This window comes from Avibacterium paragallinarum (genome assembly GCF_011765605.1).
Classification (GTDB): Bacteria; Pseudomonadota; Gammaproteobacteria; order Enterobacterales; family Pasteurellaceae; genus Avibacterium; species Avibacterium paragallinarum.
In genome coordinates, this window is record NZ_CP050316.1 from 1,306,259 (window position 1) to 1,323,981 (window position 17,723).

At 43.0% G+C, this 17,723-nt stretch carries 15 protein-coding genes and 1 pseudogene; 7 read left to right on the plus strand and 9 right to left on the minus strand.

The window, feature by feature from the left end; genetic code table 11:
- Positions 1-60: 60 nt before the first annotated feature.
- On the plus strand, positions 61-705 hold the full coding sequence (adk, locus tag HBL79_RS06145) for an adenylate kinase (protein ID WP_035686804.1): 645 nt from the start codon (positions 61-63) through the stop codon (positions 703-705).
- A gap of 121 nt (positions 706-826) precedes the next feature.
- On the opposite strand, the gene menH is transcribed toward adk, so the two are convergent.
- Genes menH through HBL79_RS06160 form a run of 3 tightly spaced genes read right to left on the minus strand, consistent with a single transcriptional unit; the run spans position 827 to position 4,582 of the window.
- On the minus strand, positions 827-1,567 hold the full coding sequence (gene menH / locus HBL79_RS06150) for a 2-succinyl-6-hydroxy-2,4-cyclohexadiene-1-carboxylate synthase (protein ID WP_035686895.1): 741 nt from the start codon (positions 1,565-1,567) through the stop codon (positions 827-829).
- Between the two features lie 18 nt (positions 1,568-1,585).
- A complete protein-coding gene (gene menD, locus HBL79_RS06155) occupies positions 1,586-3,292 on the minus strand; it encodes a 2-succinyl-5-enolpyruvyl-6-hydroxy-3-cyclohexene-1-carboxylic-acid synthase (protein WP_035686807.1) in 1,707 nt (568 codons plus the stop codon).
- Positions 3,293-3,307: 15 nt separating this feature from the next.
- Positions 3,308-4,582, minus strand: coding sequence for an isochorismate synthase (locus HBL79_RS06160; protein ID WP_035686810.1), 1,275 nt, complete (start codon positions 4,580-4,582; stop codon positions 3,308-3,310).
- Between the two features lie 207 nt (positions 4,583-4,789).
- Between HBL79_RS06160 and HBL79_RS06165 the strand changes: the two genes are divergently transcribed.
- A complete protein-coding gene (locus tag HBL79_RS06165) occupies positions 4,790-6,004 on the plus strand; it encodes a pyridoxal phosphate-dependent aminotransferase (RefSeq protein ID WP_035686813.1) in 1,215 nt (404 codons plus the stop codon).
- A 68-nt stretch (positions 6,005-6,072) separates the two neighbouring features.
- Here HBL79_RS06165 and fadR read toward each other — a convergent pair whose 3' ends face one another.
- Complete coding sequence (fadR, locus tag HBL79_RS06170) at positions 6,073-6,798, minus strand: fatty acid metabolism transcriptional regulator FadR (protein WP_167316917.1); 726 nt, start codon at positions 6,796-6,798, stop codon at positions 6,073-6,075.
- Between the two features lie 131 nt (positions 6,799-6,929).
- Between fadR and nhaB the strand changes: the two genes are divergently transcribed.
- Both nhaB and dsbB read left to right on the plus strand, forming a co-directional pair.
- A complete protein-coding gene (gene nhaB, locus HBL79_RS06175; protein WP_035686815.1) occupies positions 6,930-8,471 on the plus strand; it encodes a Na(+)/H(+) antiporter NhaB in 1,542 nt (513 codons plus the stop codon).
- 12 nt (positions 8,472-8,483) lie between these two features.
- The gene (gene dsbB, locus HBL79_RS06180; protein WP_035686817.1) at positions 8,484-9,017 is read left to right on the plus strand and encodes a disulfide bond formation protein DsbB; all 534 of its coding nucleotides are present in this window, start codon (positions 8,484-8,486) and stop codon (positions 9,015-9,017) included.
- A gap of 155 nt (positions 9,018-9,172) precedes the next feature.
- Here dsbB and HBL79_RS06185 read toward each other — a convergent pair whose 3' ends face one another.
- From HBL79_RS06185 to HBL79_RS06205, 5 genes and pseudogenes are all read right to left on the minus strand, one after another.
- Positions 9,173-9,895, minus strand: coding sequence for a TerC family protein (locus tag HBL79_RS06185; protein WP_035686819.1), 723 nt, complete (start codon positions 9,893-9,895; stop codon positions 9,173-9,175).
- 139 nt (positions 9,896-10,034) lie between these two features.
- Entirely contained in the window at positions 10,035-10,703 is a 669-nt protein-coding gene (mutH, locus tag HBL79_RS06190; protein ID WP_035686820.1) for a DNA mismatch repair endonuclease MutH, read from the minus strand.
- Between the two features lie 21 nt (positions 10,704-10,724).
- Entirely contained in the window at positions 10,725-11,264 is a 540-nt protein-coding gene (locus HBL79_RS06195; RefSeq protein ID WP_035686823.1) for a methylated-DNA--[protein]-cysteine S-methyltransferase, read from the minus strand.
- A gap of 121 nt (positions 11,265-11,385) precedes the next feature.
- Positions 11,386-12,744, minus strand: a complete 1,359-nt coding sequence (locus HBL79_RS06200; RefSeq protein WP_046097466.1) for an outer membrane protein transport protein — start codon at positions 12,742-12,744, stop codon at positions 11,386-11,388.
- A gap of 438 nt (positions 12,745-13,182) precedes the next feature.
- Positions 13,183-14,001: pseudogene (locus HBL79_RS06205) on the minus strand (hypothetical protein).
- Between the two features lie 162 nt (positions 14,002-14,163).
- Between HBL79_RS06205 and HBL79_RS06210 the strand changes: the two are divergent.
- The 3 genes from HBL79_RS06210 to lysC all read left to right on the plus strand — a co-directional run bounded on the left by HBL79_RS06210 (position 14,164) and on the right by lysC (position 17,657).
- Positions 14,164-14,835: a trimeric intracellular cation channel family protein gene (locus HBL79_RS06210; RefSeq protein ID WP_046097465.1), complete on the plus strand. Its 672-nt coding sequence runs from the start codon at positions 14,164-14,166 to the stop codon at positions 14,833-14,835.
- 8 nt (positions 14,836-14,843) lie between these two features.
- Positions 14,844-16,103 carry a glutamate-5-semialdehyde dehydrogenase gene (gene proA / locus HBL79_RS06215; protein WP_046097464.1) on the plus strand — a complete coding sequence of 420 codons (1,260 nt, stop codon included), beginning with the start codon at positions 14,844-14,846 and terminating at the stop codon, positions 16,101-16,103.
- A gap of 195 nt (positions 16,104-16,298) precedes the next feature.
- Positions 16,299-17,657 (plus strand): lysine-sensitive aspartokinase 3, encoded by a 1,359-nt coding sequence (gene lysC / locus HBL79_RS06220; RefSeq protein WP_046097463.1) that lies wholly within the window; start codon positions 16,299-16,301, stop codon positions 17,655-17,657.
- The last annotated feature ends 66 nt before the right edge of the window (positions 17,658-17,723 follow it).

A 17,723-nucleotide genomic window follows, 5' to 3' on the forward strand; every position in this document is an offset into this window, starting at 1 on the left:
ATTGAGTTTTTGGGGCAATAAAGGTATGGTATTGCCACATTTTTGATTAATGAGGTGATTATGAAAATTATTCTTCTAGGTGCACCAGGTGCTGGAAAAGGCACACAAGCACAATTTATTATGAACAAATTTGGCATTCCGCAAATTTCAACGGGCGATATGTTGCGTGCGGCGATCAAAGCGGGAACAGAATTAGGCAAACAAGCTAAAACCCTAATGGACGCGGGGCAACTTGTGCCAGATGATCTCATTATTTCGTTGGTGAAAGAGCGAGTCGCACAAGCAGATTGCGAGAAAGGTTTTTTATTAGACGGCTTTCCGCGTACCATTCCGCAAGCAGATGCCTTGAAAAATGCGGGGATCAGCATTGATTATGTCTTAGAATTTGATGTGCCTGATGAAGTGATTGTTGAGCGAATGAGCGGCCGCCGTGTACATCAAGCCTCTGGACGCACTTATCACATTATTTACAACCCACCAAAAGTGGAAGGCAAAGACGATGTAACGGGCGAAGAATTGATTATTCGAGCTGATGATAAACCTGAAACCGTGTTAGATCGTTTGAAAGTGTATCACAACACCACAAAACCACTAGTGGATTACTACCAAGCAGAAGCCGCCGCGGGCAACACACAATATTTCCGCCTCGACGGCACGCAAAAAGTGGAAGCAGTGAGTGCCGAGCTAGACAAAATTCTCGCTTAATTTACACCGCACTTTTGTGATAAAAAATCTAAATACCCGCTGGCTATACAGCGGGTATTTTTATATTCTTTTGAATTATACTGCATGATCTCGTGAAGCCCTGAATTACAGGGCTTTATTATTAAACGGCTATACTATTCATTAACAACACTAACTTTTCTGCAAACGCTTGGGGATTTTCGAGGTGGGCATTATGTCCTGCGTTGGGGATTAGGTGATAATTGAGCAGGTTTTCTTCAGCCATTCGGCGGAATTTGTTATCTTTTTCACCGCACAGATAAAAAATGGGTAGAGAATTTGACCGCACTTTTGGGCGGAAATCAGGTTGCTTGGCGAGGCTGGTGGCTTTGAGCATTTGAGCGATGTTCTCACCACAGTTGGACTGGCGTAGTTGGATCAGGCGTTGCCGTTGTATAACGGTTAAGTGAGCGAAAACCGGTTGCTGATACCAATCTTCTAACACTTGATGAGGCGGTTGCTGTGCAAAGCGTTCAGCCCAAAGACAATCATTTTGCCAGCGTTGTTGTCGTTCTTGTTCCGTGCATAAGCCTAAATTTGCTCCCTCTAAAATAAGCCCTTGTAAATTTCCTTTTGCAACCTTGGCTTCTAAGCCGTAATAAAGAGCAATCCGTCCGCCGAGTGAATAGCCCACCAAAAAATACGGTTGATTTCCCACCGCACTTTGAATTTGCTCGCTTAACACGCTGGCGGTTTCAGTAAAATTGGTTACGCGAAGCCCTTTATTCTCCCCGTGTAAGGGGAGATCGAGAGCGGTGCAAGTAAAGTGCGGTAAGTTTTTGATGACGTTTTTCCAATCAGCTTTCGTACCGAGTAAACCGTGCAAGAAAACAAGGTGAGGCATCATTTTTCCGCCTCTGTGTTAAGCACCGATAACCGCGTTGCTAATTTGTTCAATTAGGCGTTTGTAAATGGTGCTGCCGTCCGTGCTGTTCACTTTAATTTCAATTAAGGTGGTTTCGCGGCGGAAGTAGGCTTGTTTGAGAACGGAACTCAAATCTGCCCAAGTGTAAGGGCGGGCATATTTGAGATCAAACATTGCCGCGGCGTGTGAAAGATCAAGATTATGCGGCATTCGATAAAATTTCTCTTTCATTTCCTCATCCACAGGTAGCATATCAAAAATCGCTCCACCATTATTATTGATCACAAACAGAATGGTCGGTTGATTGACCTGTTTGAACAAGGCAAGGGAGTTGAGATCGTAAAGGGCGGAAGTATCACCTAGCATTGCCACAAGCGGTTGATTTGAGCCAATACTCAAGCCCGCTGCGGTGGCGAATAAGCCATCAATGCCACTTGCACCGCGATTGGTGTAAACAGGGTAACCTTCAGGCAATTTTGTGAGGGCATCGACTAGACGCACAAACAGGCTATTGCCTAAAAAGAGTATGCCGTTACTCGGCAGTAAACGCTCTAAATGGTGTGCAAGTGAAGCCTCATTGAGATTGCCCCCTACTTGCTGTTCTACAAAGCTCGCACAGAATTTGGCGAGAGCGATTGGCTCTAACAGCCAAGGTTTTTGACGCAATGGCGGGTGAGAACGCAACCAATGATGAATTTTGCCGTTAAAGCGAGTGTGGGCGTGATGATGGGGATCGACTGCCTTATCAGAAGGCTCAACGATCCAATATTCCCCTTTGAAGGCTGACATAAATTGATTAATCCGTTTGCTGATAAAATGCGAACCGAATTGCACGACAATGTCCGCCTGCAATAATTTTTGTTGCACGGTTTTGTTCGCCAGCCAAATATCCGCGTAAGGGAGCGTTGACTCAACGCCTGATTGAATATCGGTGAGCATAATCCAGCCTTGCGTTTCCGCCCAAGCACGAATGCCCATTGCTTGCTCCAAAGGGAGCTTGCCAACCAAAATAATTCCGCGTTGGGTTCGCCAGTGATCCCAATTTTCGTGCATTACCACTTCTTTTTGTGGTTTTTGGTAGTTGTTCCAGCTTTTATGTTGATTAAACCAAGTTTGCAATGGAGCAAGCCAAGGGTGATGATCAATCGCGTCCTCATTGGCTTCATACAGCGGTTCAGCAAATGGCACATTGATATGCACCACGCCCGCTTGATTTCGTTGACGATAACAAGCCTGTTCCAACGTGGAAATCAGCCAATTTGGGGCATAATCTTGGCTTGGTCGAGGCAGATTGATACTCGCCACAGGATAATCAGCGAAAATATGTTGTTGCAAAATGGCTTGATTTGCTCCGCATTCGAGTAACTCAGGCGGGCGATCCGCACTCAGCACGATTAAATTCACCCCACTTTGACGGGCTTCGATCACCGCAGGATAAAGGTTCGCCACTGCTGTTCCTGAGGTTACGATAATCGCCACTGGTTTTTTGCTCGCCTTGGCTAAGCCTAAAGCGAGAAAGCCTAAACCGCGTTCATCAAAATGCGTATGGCATTTTGCTCGTCCCCCTTGTTCAAGGCGTGCTGCCTCTAATGTGAGCGGGGTGGAGCGTGAACCAGGAGCAATACAAAAATGGCTAACACCTTGCCGCACAAGTGTTTCTAAGATCACTTTTGACCAACAACGATTAAATACACTCACTGACATAGTATTCTCCCTTTCTTATTCTTGTAATAATGAAATTAATCCTAAGGCTTTACGTTCAATTTCTTGCCATTCTAACAAGGGAATTGAGCCTTCAACAATCCCTGCCCCCGCAAAAACGCGAATTTGCTCTCGTTCAATGAATGCGGAGCGAATGGTTACGCAAAATTCTGCCCATTTTTGGCTCATAATGCCAAATGTTCCCGCGTACCAATGGCGATCAAAGGTTTCCGTTTGGCGTAAAAAGGCTAGGGCTTCATCTCGCCTAAAGCCTGCCACCGCGGCGGTGGGGTGAATGGCGGCTAACAAGGTGCTATCGCCGTATTCGGGCTGAAGTTGTACGCAGATTTGCCGTCTTAAATGTTGCACTTGTCGCAGCGGCTTCAAGCCTAATTCAGCAATCTGAATTTGCTGGCTATAAGGGGCTAAATGCTGCTGAATATCCTCGACCACTAATTGATTTTCGTAGATATTTTTTTCATCTTGCAATAGCCAGTTAGCGTGCTGTTGGGTTTCCTGCTTCGTTTCCCCCACTAACGCCGTGCCAGCTAACGCCTCCGTTTGGAGCGTATGGTCAATGCGTTGATATAATCGCTCTGGGCTTGAGCCAATGAAAACACGATCCGCATTTTCGGCAAATAAAAAATGGTAGCAACCCACATTATAGCGTTCACTTTCCGCCAAAAAATCCTTCGCATCAATCGCCCCTTCAGATTGGAACAAAGTTTCATTGGTGAGAACGATTTTATTCAGCCGCCCTTGCTGAATTTGGTCTAATGCCTTTTCCACCCAATCACACCACTCGGCTTGTTCCGCCCATTTTTTGACAAAATGAATGGATTGGCGAATCGGCAAAAGTGCGGTGTGTTTTTCAAAGGTTTTTAATGCCACAGCACAGGCTTCATATTCTTGTGCGAAAGGCTGGTTATTATCTATAAACAGTTGAATTTTTAGCTTGTTTTCTTGTTGTAAGAGCAAAAGACGTGGCAAGATAAACTGGCATTCGCCATAAAACTGCACGCCACCCACGAGCGGATAAGTAGTTTGTTGAATGAACGCTTGTGCCAAATCTAGGCTCAAAAATGACCGCACTTTTCCAATCGTCGCGAAGATGGTGGGGCTGTCGCGAAAATGCAAATAACATTGTGGATAGATGGTTTGCCCTTTTAACCAGCTTAATAAATTCAGATCCATTTCTGCCACATACTCCACGCAGGCAATGCCCTGCTGAGTGGCAGAAGCGTTGTAAAGCTGATCCATAAACCATTGTTTTATTGATTGCAAATTATCCATTGAAAAAGCGTTGTCTTTGCCAGAAAAATAAGTTAAAAATAAGGGCTAATTCTACCGCACTTTCAGAGATTTTTTTACAAAATCTTTCCATCTTTGCAAAATAAGCGTAAAGTGCGGGGAAAAAAGCCAATTTTTTTGAAATCGAATGGTGAAATTTACGCTAAAAGACATTTGCACTATTTCTGTATCGCAACAAGGATTACCACAATGAAACAATTCCCTAAATCAGATAAATTAGAACACGTTTGCTATGATATTCGCGGCCCCGTGCATAAAGAAGCACTTCGCTTGGAGGAAGAGGGGCATAAAATTCTTAAATTGAACATTGGTAATCCGGCACCTTTTGGCTTTGAAGCACCAGATGAAGTGCTGGTGGATATTTTACGCAACTTACCATCGGCACAGGGCTATTGCGATTCCAAGGGGATTTATTCCGCCCGTAAAGCCATTGTGCAATATTATCAATCGAAGGGTATTAAAGGGGCAACTGTTGATGATGTGTATATTGGCAATGGGGTGTCTGAGCTGATTACTTTGTCGTTACAAGCCTTGCTGAATAATGATGATGAAGTGTTGATCCCAATGCCTGATTATCCCCTATGGACGGCAGCGACTACCCTTGCGGGTGGGAAAGCGGTGCATTATCTTTGCGATGAGCAAGCGGATTGGTTTCCTGATTTGGCAGACATTAAAAGTAAAATCACCTCTCGCACCAAAGCGATTGTGGTGATTAATCCGAATAATCCAACGGGAGCGGTGTATAGTGAAGATTTGTTGAAAGGCATTGTAGAAATTGCGCGAACGCACAACCTCATCATTTTCGCCGATGAAATTTACGACAAGATTTTATACGATGGTGCGGTTCATCACCATATCGCCGCCCTTGCCCCTGATTTATTAACGATTACCTTTAATGGCTTATCAAAAGCCTACCGCGTTGCGGGTTTTCGTCAAGGTTGGATGATTTTAAATGGTCCAAAACACCACGCCAAAGGCTATATTGAGGGCTTGGATATGCTTGCCTCAATGCGTTTATGTGCCAATCACCCAATGCAACACGCCATTCAAACCGCATTGGGCGGCTATCAAAGCATTAATGAGTTTATTCTCCCAGGCGGGCGTTTGTTAGAACAGCGAAATAAAGCCTTTGAAATGATTAATCAAATTGAGGGGATCAGTTGTGTGAAACCGATGGGGGCGTTGTATATGTTCCCTAAAATTGATGTGAAAAAATTCAATATTTACGATGATGAAAAAATGGTGCTGGATTTATTGCGTCAGGAAAAAGTGCTGTTAGTACACGGACGCGGCTTTAACTGGCACGCCCCCGATCATTTCCGCATTGTAACCTTGCCTTATGTCCATCAACTTGATGACGCTTTAACGAGGCTAGCACGCTTTTTAGAACATTATCGCCAGTAACGTATGGAAAAACGCCAGTGGAAGCTGGCGTTTTTTTTGAAACCTCTATAATCTCTTCAAATATAGCGTTATTCCCCAAAATCCTCAGGCAAATGATGTAACATTGCTTTCCAAATGCTGCTACTACGCTCGCGGTTTTCGGCTAGGCATTGAATGGCAAGTTCAACATTACCTTGTTCGCAACTTTGGCGGAGGGTTTGATAAAACTGTAAAGTGAATTGGCGGGATTTTTCTTCGCGAAAAAATAGTGAAGCAACTTGGTAATAAAGATCCTTAAAGCTATTCAAAATTAAACCGTAAACAGGTTTGTTTGCAATAAAAGTAAATGAGCGGTATAGATGATATTCAAACTCCGCATAGGCTTGCGGTGTATCTACTAAGTGCGGTAAGTTTTCAAATAGTTTTAATGAAGCAGTTGCATCTGTTTGAATAGCTTCGGGAATATACTGCTCGCCCATTTTTGTTCGCAGGGAAACCACATTGGTGATAATCACGGGGATTGTGGATTTATCCAGTTGGATCAAAGTGCTAATGATATTAGGGCCAGCTGTTTCCCAAATATTATTCACTCTTGTGGCCTTGCCGTGCTGAATATTTAACCAACCATCGCGAGCTAAACGCTGCAACACTTCGCGAAGCGTGGTTCTTGTTACCCCAATTTTTTCTGCTAGCTCTCGTTCAGCGGGGAGATCTGAACCCGGAGGAAAATGATTATTCCAAATACTTTTTACGATATATTCTTCCGCCAAACCAGCAGGGCTTTGAGCTTTAAGAATAGAATGGTGATTATTCATACTTTTTACTTGTAGATTTTTGGAAAATTTGTGATATAGATAACAAAATAAAGATTTCTTATTATCCTTGAAAGGTGGATATATTACAATTAGTACAGTTATTTTTTTATTTTATATTAAGGTTGTAAATGATGAGTTATACACAAGCGTTTTTGAAAAATTTTTTAGGGGCAAGTCCTGATTGGTACAAATTGGCAATAGTCGGATTTTTAATTTTAAATCCGATTTTGTTTTTTTGTGTTAGCCCTTTTGTTGCTGGCTGGGTGTTGGTTGCAGAGTTTATTTTAACCCTTGCAATGGCATTGAAATGTTATCCATTACAACCCGGTGGGCTGTTAGCCATTGAAGCGGTGATGATTGGAATGACTCACCCTGAACACGTTAAAGCAGAAATTATGGCAAATTTTGAAGTCATTTTACTGCTGATGTTTATGGTAGCAGGCATTTACTTTATGAAGCAGTTGCTACTGTTTATCTTCACAAAATTGTTGCTCAGTATCCGTTCTAAAATTACCCTTTCTCTTGCGTTTTGCTTGAGTGCTGCATTTCTTTCGGCGTTTTTAGATGCATTAACCGTGGTCGCTGTCATCATCAGCGTAGGAATGGGCTTCTACGGCGTGTATCATAAAGTGGCATCAGGTAAACAATTCGATGATTCTGATGACATTAATGATGATAAGCACATTGGCAACCGTCGCGAAACCTTGGAAGAATTTCGTGCCTTTTTGCGTAGCTTAATGATGCACGCTGCCGTGGGAACAGCATTGGGTGGCGTAATGACAATGGTGGGGGAACCCCAGAATCTTATCATTGCAGAACAAGCAAAATGGGGGTTTGGCGAATTCTTTTTCCGTATGACACCGGTTACTGTGCCAATTTTACTTTGTGGTGCATTGACCTGCCTTGTAGTAGAAAAATTCCGTTTATTTGGTTATGGTGCAAAACTTCCGCGTAAAGTGTGGGGCGTACTGGCTAAATTTGACCGTAACCGCCAGCTTAAAATGAACAATCAAGAGCGTATTAAATTGGTGATCCAAGCCTTAGTGGGCTTGTGGTTGGTGATTGGTTTAGCCTTTCACTTAGCCGCTGTAGGGTTAATCGGACTAAGCGTAATTATTTTATGTACATCTGCTTGTGGAATTACCAGCGAACACGCACTTGGTAAAGCCTTTGAAGAATCGTTGCCATTTACTGCATTGCTCGTTGTATTCTTCTCCGTTGTAGCAGTGATTATAGATCAGCATCTGTTTGCTCCTATTATTAACCTTGTGCTTTCAGCTTCGGAAGAGATACAGTTAATGCTGTTCTATGTTTTCAATGGGGTATTATCTGCTATTTCCGATAACGTGTTTGTCGCAACAGTTTATATTAATGAAGCAAAAGTGGCATTAGAACAACAGATTATTTCACCACAGCAATTTGAATTAATTGCCGTGGCCATCAACACTGGGACGAACTTGCCATCGGTTGCAACACCAAATGGACAAGCCGCATTTTTATTCTTGCTGACTTCTTCACTTGCACCATTAATTCGTTTATCTTACGGAAGAATGGTTTATATGGCACTACCTTATACGATAGTACTTTCTTTAGTTGGACTGATAATGGTAGAGTTTTTCCTACCCACTTTAACCCAACTTTTAATGCAAATTGGATTAATCACGCCTGTATAACAAGGAGTTGCAATGCTGAAATATTTTAAACAATTATCAATGAATCGTGGTGGCTGGTTGCTTTTACTTGTATCAACATTAGCCCTAGAAAGCACCGCACTTTATTTTCAACACGGAATGGGGTTAGCCCCTTGTGTAATGTGCATTTACGAACGTGTTGCGTTAGTCGGATTGAGTTTTTCAGCATTGCTTGGTTTACTTTACCCAAGAGCATTGCTTCTACGCCTATTAGCCTTGCTAGGAGGGCTAGGAAGTTCGGTGAAGGGACTGTTATTAGCGATTAAGCACGTTGATTACCAACTGTATCCAGCACCTTGGAATCAATGCTCTTATATAGCTGAATTCCCGCAAACTTTACCACTAGATCGTTGGTTACCAGCTGTATTTAACCCAACGGGATCTTGTTCGGAGATTACTTGGTCATTTTTAGGTTTCTCTATGGCACAATGGATTGTGGTGATTTTTGCGTTTTATACTTTATTATTACTCGTATTATTAATCAGCCAATTTAAACGTGTTAAACAACCTCGTAATATATTTAAGTAGTTGATAATTAGATAATAATTCTTGTTATTTAACCGCATTGGGTATAATAGTCGTTCAAGCTTAAAACATTCCTTGTTAGCTTGTATCAGCGTACTATTTACCCAATCTTTAGATAAACACCTTACGCTGAACTTTTATAATAATATGTTTAAGTACTATAGTCGTTTAATCAACCGTTTACGCAATTTAATGTTGATCATTTCCACCACAACAGAGAAGCCCATTGCAAAATAAATGTAGCCTTTTGGAATGTGGAAATCTAACCCTTCGCCGATTAATGCCACGCCCACTAAGATGAGAAATGAGAGGGCTAGCACTTTTAAAGTGGGGTGGGATTCAACAAAATCCCCGATCGGTTTTGCCGCAAGCATCATTACGCCAACGGCGATGACAATGGCTAAGATCATCACGCCTACTTGGCTTGCCATTCCCACGGCAGTAATCACCGAGTCCAATGAGAAAACAATATCCAAAATGGCGATTTGGATTAACACACTAAAAAAATTCACTTTTTTCACCGCACTTTGTTCCTCCTCTTCTTCAGGCGTCATTGCGTGGTGGATTTCGTGCGTACTTTTTGCGACTAAGAATAAGCCTCCCACGAGCAAGATTAAATCTCGCCCTGAGATGGGTTGAGCAAAAATTTCAAATAGTGGCGTGGTTAATTTCATCAGCCAAGAGAGGGAAAGCAACAATAAAATTCGCGTTGCCATTGCAAGCCCCAGCCCAATAATCCGCCCTGATTGGCGTTGTTTTTCGGGCAAACGCCCGACTAAGATGCTGATAAAAATAATATTATCAATGCCAAGTACAATTTCTAACGCAGTTAGCGTAAATAAAGCCACCCAAGCTTCGGGGCTGGTGAGCCAATCAAACATAGTTGTTTCCTTAAAATGAGCCGTGTGAGTCAAAATCATATCGCGTTACGAATTTATTCTATCTTCGGCTTGTTGCGTTGTGTATTTTGAAATGAAATGGCTATGATATATTGCTTTCTAAGATTTATGCAAAGGAAAATCAGCGGGGCTGTTGAAATTGTTGCAAAATTTCGTGGGTGAAATTTTTGCGTAAATAAAAGCCGAGCGGTAAGGTGTCGATGATTTCGCCGTTGCGTCCGATGCCTTTGGTTAATGCCTTGCTATTCGCCCCTTTTGGGCGAAGTTGCAACACTTCGCCAAGGCGTGCGGTGATTTCATCAAGGCGACCGAAGACAATATATTCCATCAGTTCTTCCCAATCTTGTTGTAAGCGTTGCTCTTGCTCGCGGGAGGGTTGCCACAAAATTGGTTGCCCAATATGCCGTTGTGCTAAAGGAATATGCCGTTCCCCTTCAATGGGAATCCATAGCACTTTGGATAATTTGTGCTTAACGTGGGAAGATTGCCAAGTGATACCGCTATTGTGAATCAATGGGGCAAGGCTGACAAAGGTGGTTTCTAGCGGTTTGCCTTGGCTATCAATGGGAATGGTTTTGAGTTCGATGCCGAGATGAGCGAAATCTTGCTCTGCTTTGCTCCCCGCCGTTGCCCCTAATGCGGTTTCAAGCAACGTGCCAACCCAGCCCTTATCTCGCTTCAAATTGGGCGGAACGGGAAGCGATAGATCTTGTGCCAGTTCCCCAAAGGTCAGCCCCGCGAGCGATTGTGCGAGGGCGAGTAAGTCTTGTTCCGTTTTTGGGCTATTCATAAAGTGCGGTCGTTTTTGAGCTTAGTTTTTGTATTTTTTCAATAATTTTTGCTTAACGTATTCTACGCCTTTATCCACATAAGAAATTTTTTCCAACTGCAACAAATGACGTTTAGCGGGCAAGCCGCCGCCAAAGCCTGTTAGCTGGCGAGTTTTCCCCAAAATGCGGTGGCAAGGAATGATAATGCTGATCGGATTACTCCCCACCGCACCACCAACGGCTCGCACCGCTTTGGGGTTATTAATACGGTGAGCGAGTTCACCATAACTTGAGGTTTCCCCATAAGGGATTTTGCAAAGTTGTTGCCAAATGCTTTGCTGAAATGGCGTGCCTTGCGGAGCGAGGGGAATATCGGCAAAGGTTTCTTTTTCCCCATTGAAATAACGGGTTAAGGCTTCCGACACCTGAATAAAAAGCGGGAGATCGGGCTGTAAAATCCATTTTGGATTGGGGGCGATTTGCTCCGCTTCAAAATCTAAATTGGTGAGTTTGTTGTCTTGGCTTATCATCAATAACCGCCCGATTGGTGATGAATAGTAGCAATAATAGATCTCGCTCATTTGTATCCCTCATAAAAAATTAATGAAAAACCGACCGCACTTTATCTAAATAGACAAAAAAGCCTATCACAAAGGATAGGCTTATTATAGTGCAATTAGGCTAAATTCCTAGTCAATCAAATTAGAAACTGTAATTTAGGTTTAAACCGTAGAGGTTGGCACTGGATTTTGAAGTGTAATCCGCTTCAATTTTGATTATGCCTACCATCTCCTCTTCAGTAAAGTGAACTTTTTTACCGCGTAAGTGGGCAAAACCAAAATCAACAGAAAGATTTGGGGTAAATGCGTAAGTCGCCCCTAAGCTATACCAAGTTCTGTTTGTGTCAGGAATCGCCGCCGTTGCCTTTCCCGCTGCTTTGTCATAAGCAATACCTGCACGCAAGACAAGTTGTTCATTCACGTTATAAGTGCCACCTAATGCAAAACGTGAAGCATCGCGGTAATTAAGAGCTTTGCGGAACGCTTTGCTTCCGTTATCAAATGTTGCGTGTAAGTTTTGTAAACGACTCCATTTGGTGCGTTTGTAGCTATAATGTAATGCAAAATCATCCGTTAATTGGTGAAAGCCTGAGAACTCCCAATAGCTTGGTAAATGTAAAGTCAAACCGCCTGATCCTGTTTGGCTATTACCTTGGCTATTACCAACAGCGGTGCCATCTTTGAAGTCAATATCAACTTTAGAATGATAAGCAAAACCAAGACGATGAGCTTCATTAAATTCATAAACTAAGCCCGCATTCCAGCCAAATCCCCACGCGTTTTTATCTTGCAAACGAACAACCGATGTTGTTTTAGTAACTGCATTACTTCGTGCGGTAACCACCGAAGCAAATGATGAACGTTCCGCAGTTAAGCTCTGTGAATATTTTTCTAAGGCATCATCAAGAACCCCAGCATTACGTTCAAGTTTGGCTTTCGCATACACTGCATTTAACCCTGCACCAAAACTTAAACCTTGTGTTACACGATATGCACCACTTAAATTTAAATTAATAGTAGTTAAATCTGTTTTTCCACCAAAAATGCCGCCATCATAATCTGAGCTATATTCACTTTTTAAACCAAAATTCACATTCATTCCAGCTCCAATCGCAAACTGATCATTTATTGGAGCAACGAAATACATATTTGGTACAAATGCACCCAGAACAACATCGTTATTAGCCAAATTTCCTGGTTTTGTTAATAACGCAGTTGAAGTCGTTATTTTAGTTGCCGTTACTGTTCCATCAACCCGAATTTTTGAATCTACATAAACCCCACCTGCACTAAATTGGTTGGTTTTAAATAGGGTCATTAACGCGGGGTTGGTTGCGACTACAGAAGCGTTGTCTGCGATTGCGGCTTCCCCCGCATAGGCACGCCCAAGACCAGAGCTTGATACTTCGGCTAATTGGAATGCGGCAGCTTGAGCCCCACCTGCTACAGCTAATAACGCAGAAGAAAGAAATGTTTTAGTCAAAAAGTTTTTTGTTGTCATTGTTGAACCTTTTCGTTTTTATGATGTTAAAATGAGATTATTAATCACCTTGATTGTAAAGAAAGGCGTTCTATACAGCAAACAAAATCCCACCCAATAACAACAGCTCAGACCAGTTAAATATCGCTTTATTTCGTGCTATTTTTTGCACAACAAGCCGTATTAAATGACGCGTATTTTTATATGCTTCTCTTGGAATGTTTCCAACAGTCAAACAGTTTTCCCCATCTTGAACTAACATATTCTTTTAGCGTTTTCACAAAAAATACTGATTGATAGACGTTACTCCCTCCACTTGTCAAAAACCAAGAATGCTCTTCTGAAAATAAGTCCGATAACCAATCTGAAAGTAAACCTGTTTTAAAGTAAGCGAATTTACTTTTGCCATTAATGGCATCTTTATCTTTAAAATTAACCAGTTATGAAATAACGTTATGATTACGCCGCCTGTGCAATCAAACTAAAATTCGCCCAAATAGGCAAGCTCAAGCCAATAAAGAGTAGAAAAATCAATGCGTAATAGCTCAGAGGTTTCTTGGTTAAGATAGGCAGAGCGATGATTGCGGTAAGCACTAAATGCAGGAAGAAATATAAGCCGAGTGAAAATTCATTGCCAAAAACCACCGCACTCTGTGTCGCGAGATAAACCAAAACAATGGATAGCACTGCGTTTAGCAGTAACAACACTATCATCATTAACGGTAGCAACGCGATAAACCCTTGTAAGCGATTTTTGGAAATAACGAGGCATAAATTGGCTAAAATTACGCCGAGCAAAAGTTGCCCGAACGGGTTATAAGGCAATAAGCCAAGCCAAGGGAGTTGGGTGAACATTAGCCCATAGACGACAACGCCTAATAAACCAAGTAAAGTGGCAAGAATGAGCATTGAGCGGCGTAATGTTGGCTCAGCAGGCTGAAAGCAAATAGCGATGGAAAGCCCAATTCCGCACAGGCTTGCCATATCCGTTAGCACATAATGATAGTTGGAAAAAAGGCTAATCAATAACCAAAATCCCCAATACAGCAAAAAGGCATTATTCACGCTGATTAAGCGGGAACGCTGTCCGTTACAAATTTGTCCTTTGTGAAAAACCAGCACTCATAAGAGCTGAGCGGTGAACGCGGCAAGAGTGAAATGAGAAATGGCTTTGCTCTGCCCTTGTAAAAATAACGCGAAGCAATCCACCGCGAGCAATAAAGCGAGTGGAACAAGGCTAAGAGCAACGCGGTGTGCTGAAGATTGGCTATCTGACATAATTTTTCCTTTTTATCCAAATAAGCTGCACATTATGCAGAAATTTAAAAGTGCGGTCAAAATTCTGCTTATTTTTTCTCATTTTGCACGCAATCCATTGTTTTTCTTGTTTATCCGCCTAAAATAGGGTGAAAAACTCACCGCACTTTAATGAAGGGGCTTATGCTACTGAGTATCTTATATATTGTCGGCATTACTGCGGAAGCCATTACGGGCGCTTTGGCAGCGGGTCGGGAGAAAATGGACATTTTCGGCGTGGTCATCATCGCTTCAATGACTGCCATTGGAGGCGGCTCGGTGCGAGATGTGCTGTTGGGGCATTATCCCCTCGGCTGGGTGAAAAATCCACACTATTTTATTATTGTTGCCAGTGCCGCCGTGCTGACGGTGGTGATCGCCCCCTTTATCCGCCATTTTATGCGTTATTTCCGCACCATTTTTTTGGTTTTAGATGCCTTAGGTTTAATCGTGTTTTCCATTATCGGTACGCAAATTGCGTTAGATATGGGGCATAGTTTTATCATCGCCATCATCGCTGCCATTATCACAGGGGCATTCGGCGGCGTGTTGCGGGATCTGCTATGCAATCGCATTCCATTAGTTTTCCAAAAAGAACTTTACGCCAGTGTTGCATTGCTCGCCGCAAGTATTTATATTGGCTTGCAGCAGTTAAATCTCAACCATAGCCTTGTTGTCATCGTAACCCTCATTTGTGGATTTACAATTCGGCTGCTAGCCATTCGCTTTGAGTGGCATTTGCCTGTGTTTGATTATCAAGAACAAGAAATTGCCGAAAAACAACGCGATGACAAACTTCCAACCAAAATGAAATAGGATCACCAATGACGAACTTAGTAGAAATGGGCAAACAAGCCAAACAAGCGGCATTTATTTTGGCACAATGCAGTGAAAAAGAAAAAAATCACACCCTATTGTGCATTGCGGAACAATTAATCTTGCAAGCGGAGCAAATTTTAGCGGAAAACCGCAAGGATATTGAAATCGCCAAGCAAAATGGTTTATCTGAAGCCTTGATCGACCGCCTATTACTCACGCCAGAACGCTTAAACGCCATTGCTCAAGACGTGCGTCATATTGTTTCGCTGCCTGATCCCGTTGGAAAAATTATCGACGGTGGCACATTGGATAGTGGCTTAAAACTTGAACGCGTACGCGTGCCTTTGGGCGTGGTGGCTACCATTTACGAAGCCCGTCCAAATGTCACCATTGATGTGGCAAGTCTTTGTTTAAAAACGGGAAATGCGGTGATTTTACGCGGCGGCAAGGAAACCCAGCATTCCAATAAAATTTTGGTGGACGTGGTGCAACAAGCCCTCATTCAAGCAAATTTACCGCCAAATGCAGTGCAGGCGATTACCGATCCTAATCGTGATTTGGTAATGCAATTAATGAAATTGGATCGCTATGTGGATATGCTCATTCCAAGAGGCGGTGCGGGGTTACATCAGCTTTGCAAAGAAAATTCTACCATTCCTGTTATCATCGGCGGCGTTGGCGTGTGCCATACTTTCGTAGAAGAAAGTGCGGATTTACCCCGTGCGGTGGGCGTGATTTGCAATGCCAAAACCCAGCGACCAAGCACCTGTAATACGCTCGAAACCTTGCTTGTGCAAGAAAGTATCGCAGCACAATTTTTGCCAATGCTCGCCAATGCTGAGGCAGCACAACGCATAAAATACCACGCAGATCCCACCGCACTTGCTATTTTGAGCCAAACCCAAGCAGAAGTGATGCCTTTACAGGAACAGGATTTGCACCAAGAATGGGGATCGCCTGATCTCAATGTGGTGATCGTGAAAGATATTGATCACGCCGTCGCCTTTATTAACCAAAATGGCACACAACATTCCGATGCGATTTTAACCAGCTCACAACGCCTTGCCCAACAATTTATTAATCAAGTGGACAGTGCGGCGGTGTATGTGAATGCCAGCACCCGCTTCACTGACGGCGGGCAATTTGGGCTGGGAGCGGAAGTGGCAGTGAGTACGCAAAAACTGCATTCACGCGGGCCAATGGGGCTGGAGGCACTCACCTCATACAAGTGGATTGGCACGGGGGATTATCTCTCACGCCCTTAATTAAATATTATTCAATTATTCGGCATAAATTTTTTAAAAACGATTTTAAAAATGGTTTTTTATTTAGATTTATCGCGTATAATTTGACAAAATTTAGTGAAATCTTTATTTCTATAACTCTTTACGTTTAAAGTTGTCATTTTAACTTTGAATGACGATAAATTCTCAAATACAACATTTATAGGAAGGAAAATTATGGCTCATCTCTCAGTGGCAAAATTTGGTGGTACAAGTGTTGCGAACCACGCGGCAATGCGTGCTTGTGCGGATATTGTGATCGCCGATCCTCATACTCGCATCGTGGTGCTTTCCGCTTCGGCAGGGATCACCAACTTATTAGTTGCTCTTGCCAATGGCAAAGAAGCGGAAGAGCGGGCAAAATTACTCGCAGATGTCCGTCAAATTGAAGAAAATATTCTGGCTGAATTAAAAGACGACAGCGAAGTGCGGGCAAAAATTGAAGAGATTTTGAAACATATTGAAACCCTTGCCGAAGCAGCCTGTGTTGCCACTTCGCCAGCCCTCACGGACGAATTAATTTGCCAAGGGGAAATGATGTCCACCTTGCTTTTCGTGCAAGTGCTAAAAGAGCTAGGGGCAAAAGCCACTTGGGTTGATGTGCGTACCATTATTGCCACCAACAGCCACTTCGGTAAAGCCGCACCTGATGATGAGCAAACGCAAAAAAATAGCGATGAATTACTCAAGCCATTACTCGCCCAAGATGATGACACAATGATCATCACGCAAGGCTTTATCGGTCGCGATCCACAAGGCAAAACTACCACCTTAGGGCGTGGCGGTAGCGACTATTCCGCCGCCTTACTTGCCGAAGTGCTAAACGCAAAAGATGTGCTAATTTGGACAGATGTGGCAGGCATTTACACCACCGATCCTCGCATTGTGCCAGCGGCAAAACGCATTGATACAATGAGCTTCGCCGAAGCGGCTGAAATGGCAACCTTCGGAGCAAAAGTGCTTCACCCTGCCACCCTTTTGCCTGCTGTGCGTAGCAATATTCCTGTATTCGTTGGCTCAAGCAAAGCACCACAAGACGGCGGCACTTGGGTAACCAAAGATCCCCAACCTCGTCCAACATTCCGAGCCATTGCCTTACGCCGTGATCAAACCTTGGTTACGCTCTCTAGCCTCAGTATGCTACACGCACAAGGGTTTTTAGCGAATATTTTCAATATTTTAGCTAAACATAAAATTTCCGTTGATACGATCACCACTTCTGAAGTGAGTGTTGCCCTCACCTTAGATAAAACAGGCTCAGCCTCTTCAGGCGCAGAAATGCTTTCCCCTGAATTACTGGCTGAGCTAAGAGAAGTTTCCAGCGTGAAAGTGGATACAGGCTTATCTTTAGTGGCATTAGTGGGAAATGATTTACACGTTACTGCAGGCATTGCAAAACAAATTTTCAGCACCTTAGAAAGCTACAATATCCGTATGGTAAGCTACGGAGCAAGCACAAACAACATCTGTATGCTCGTGAAAAGCGAACAAGCCGATGATGTAGTGCGTGCGTTGCATAAGAATTTATTTGAATAATTGACGATAAAATTTTATCTCTCAGAGCAAAAAGTGCGGTGTTTTCTCACCGCACTTTTTTAATCT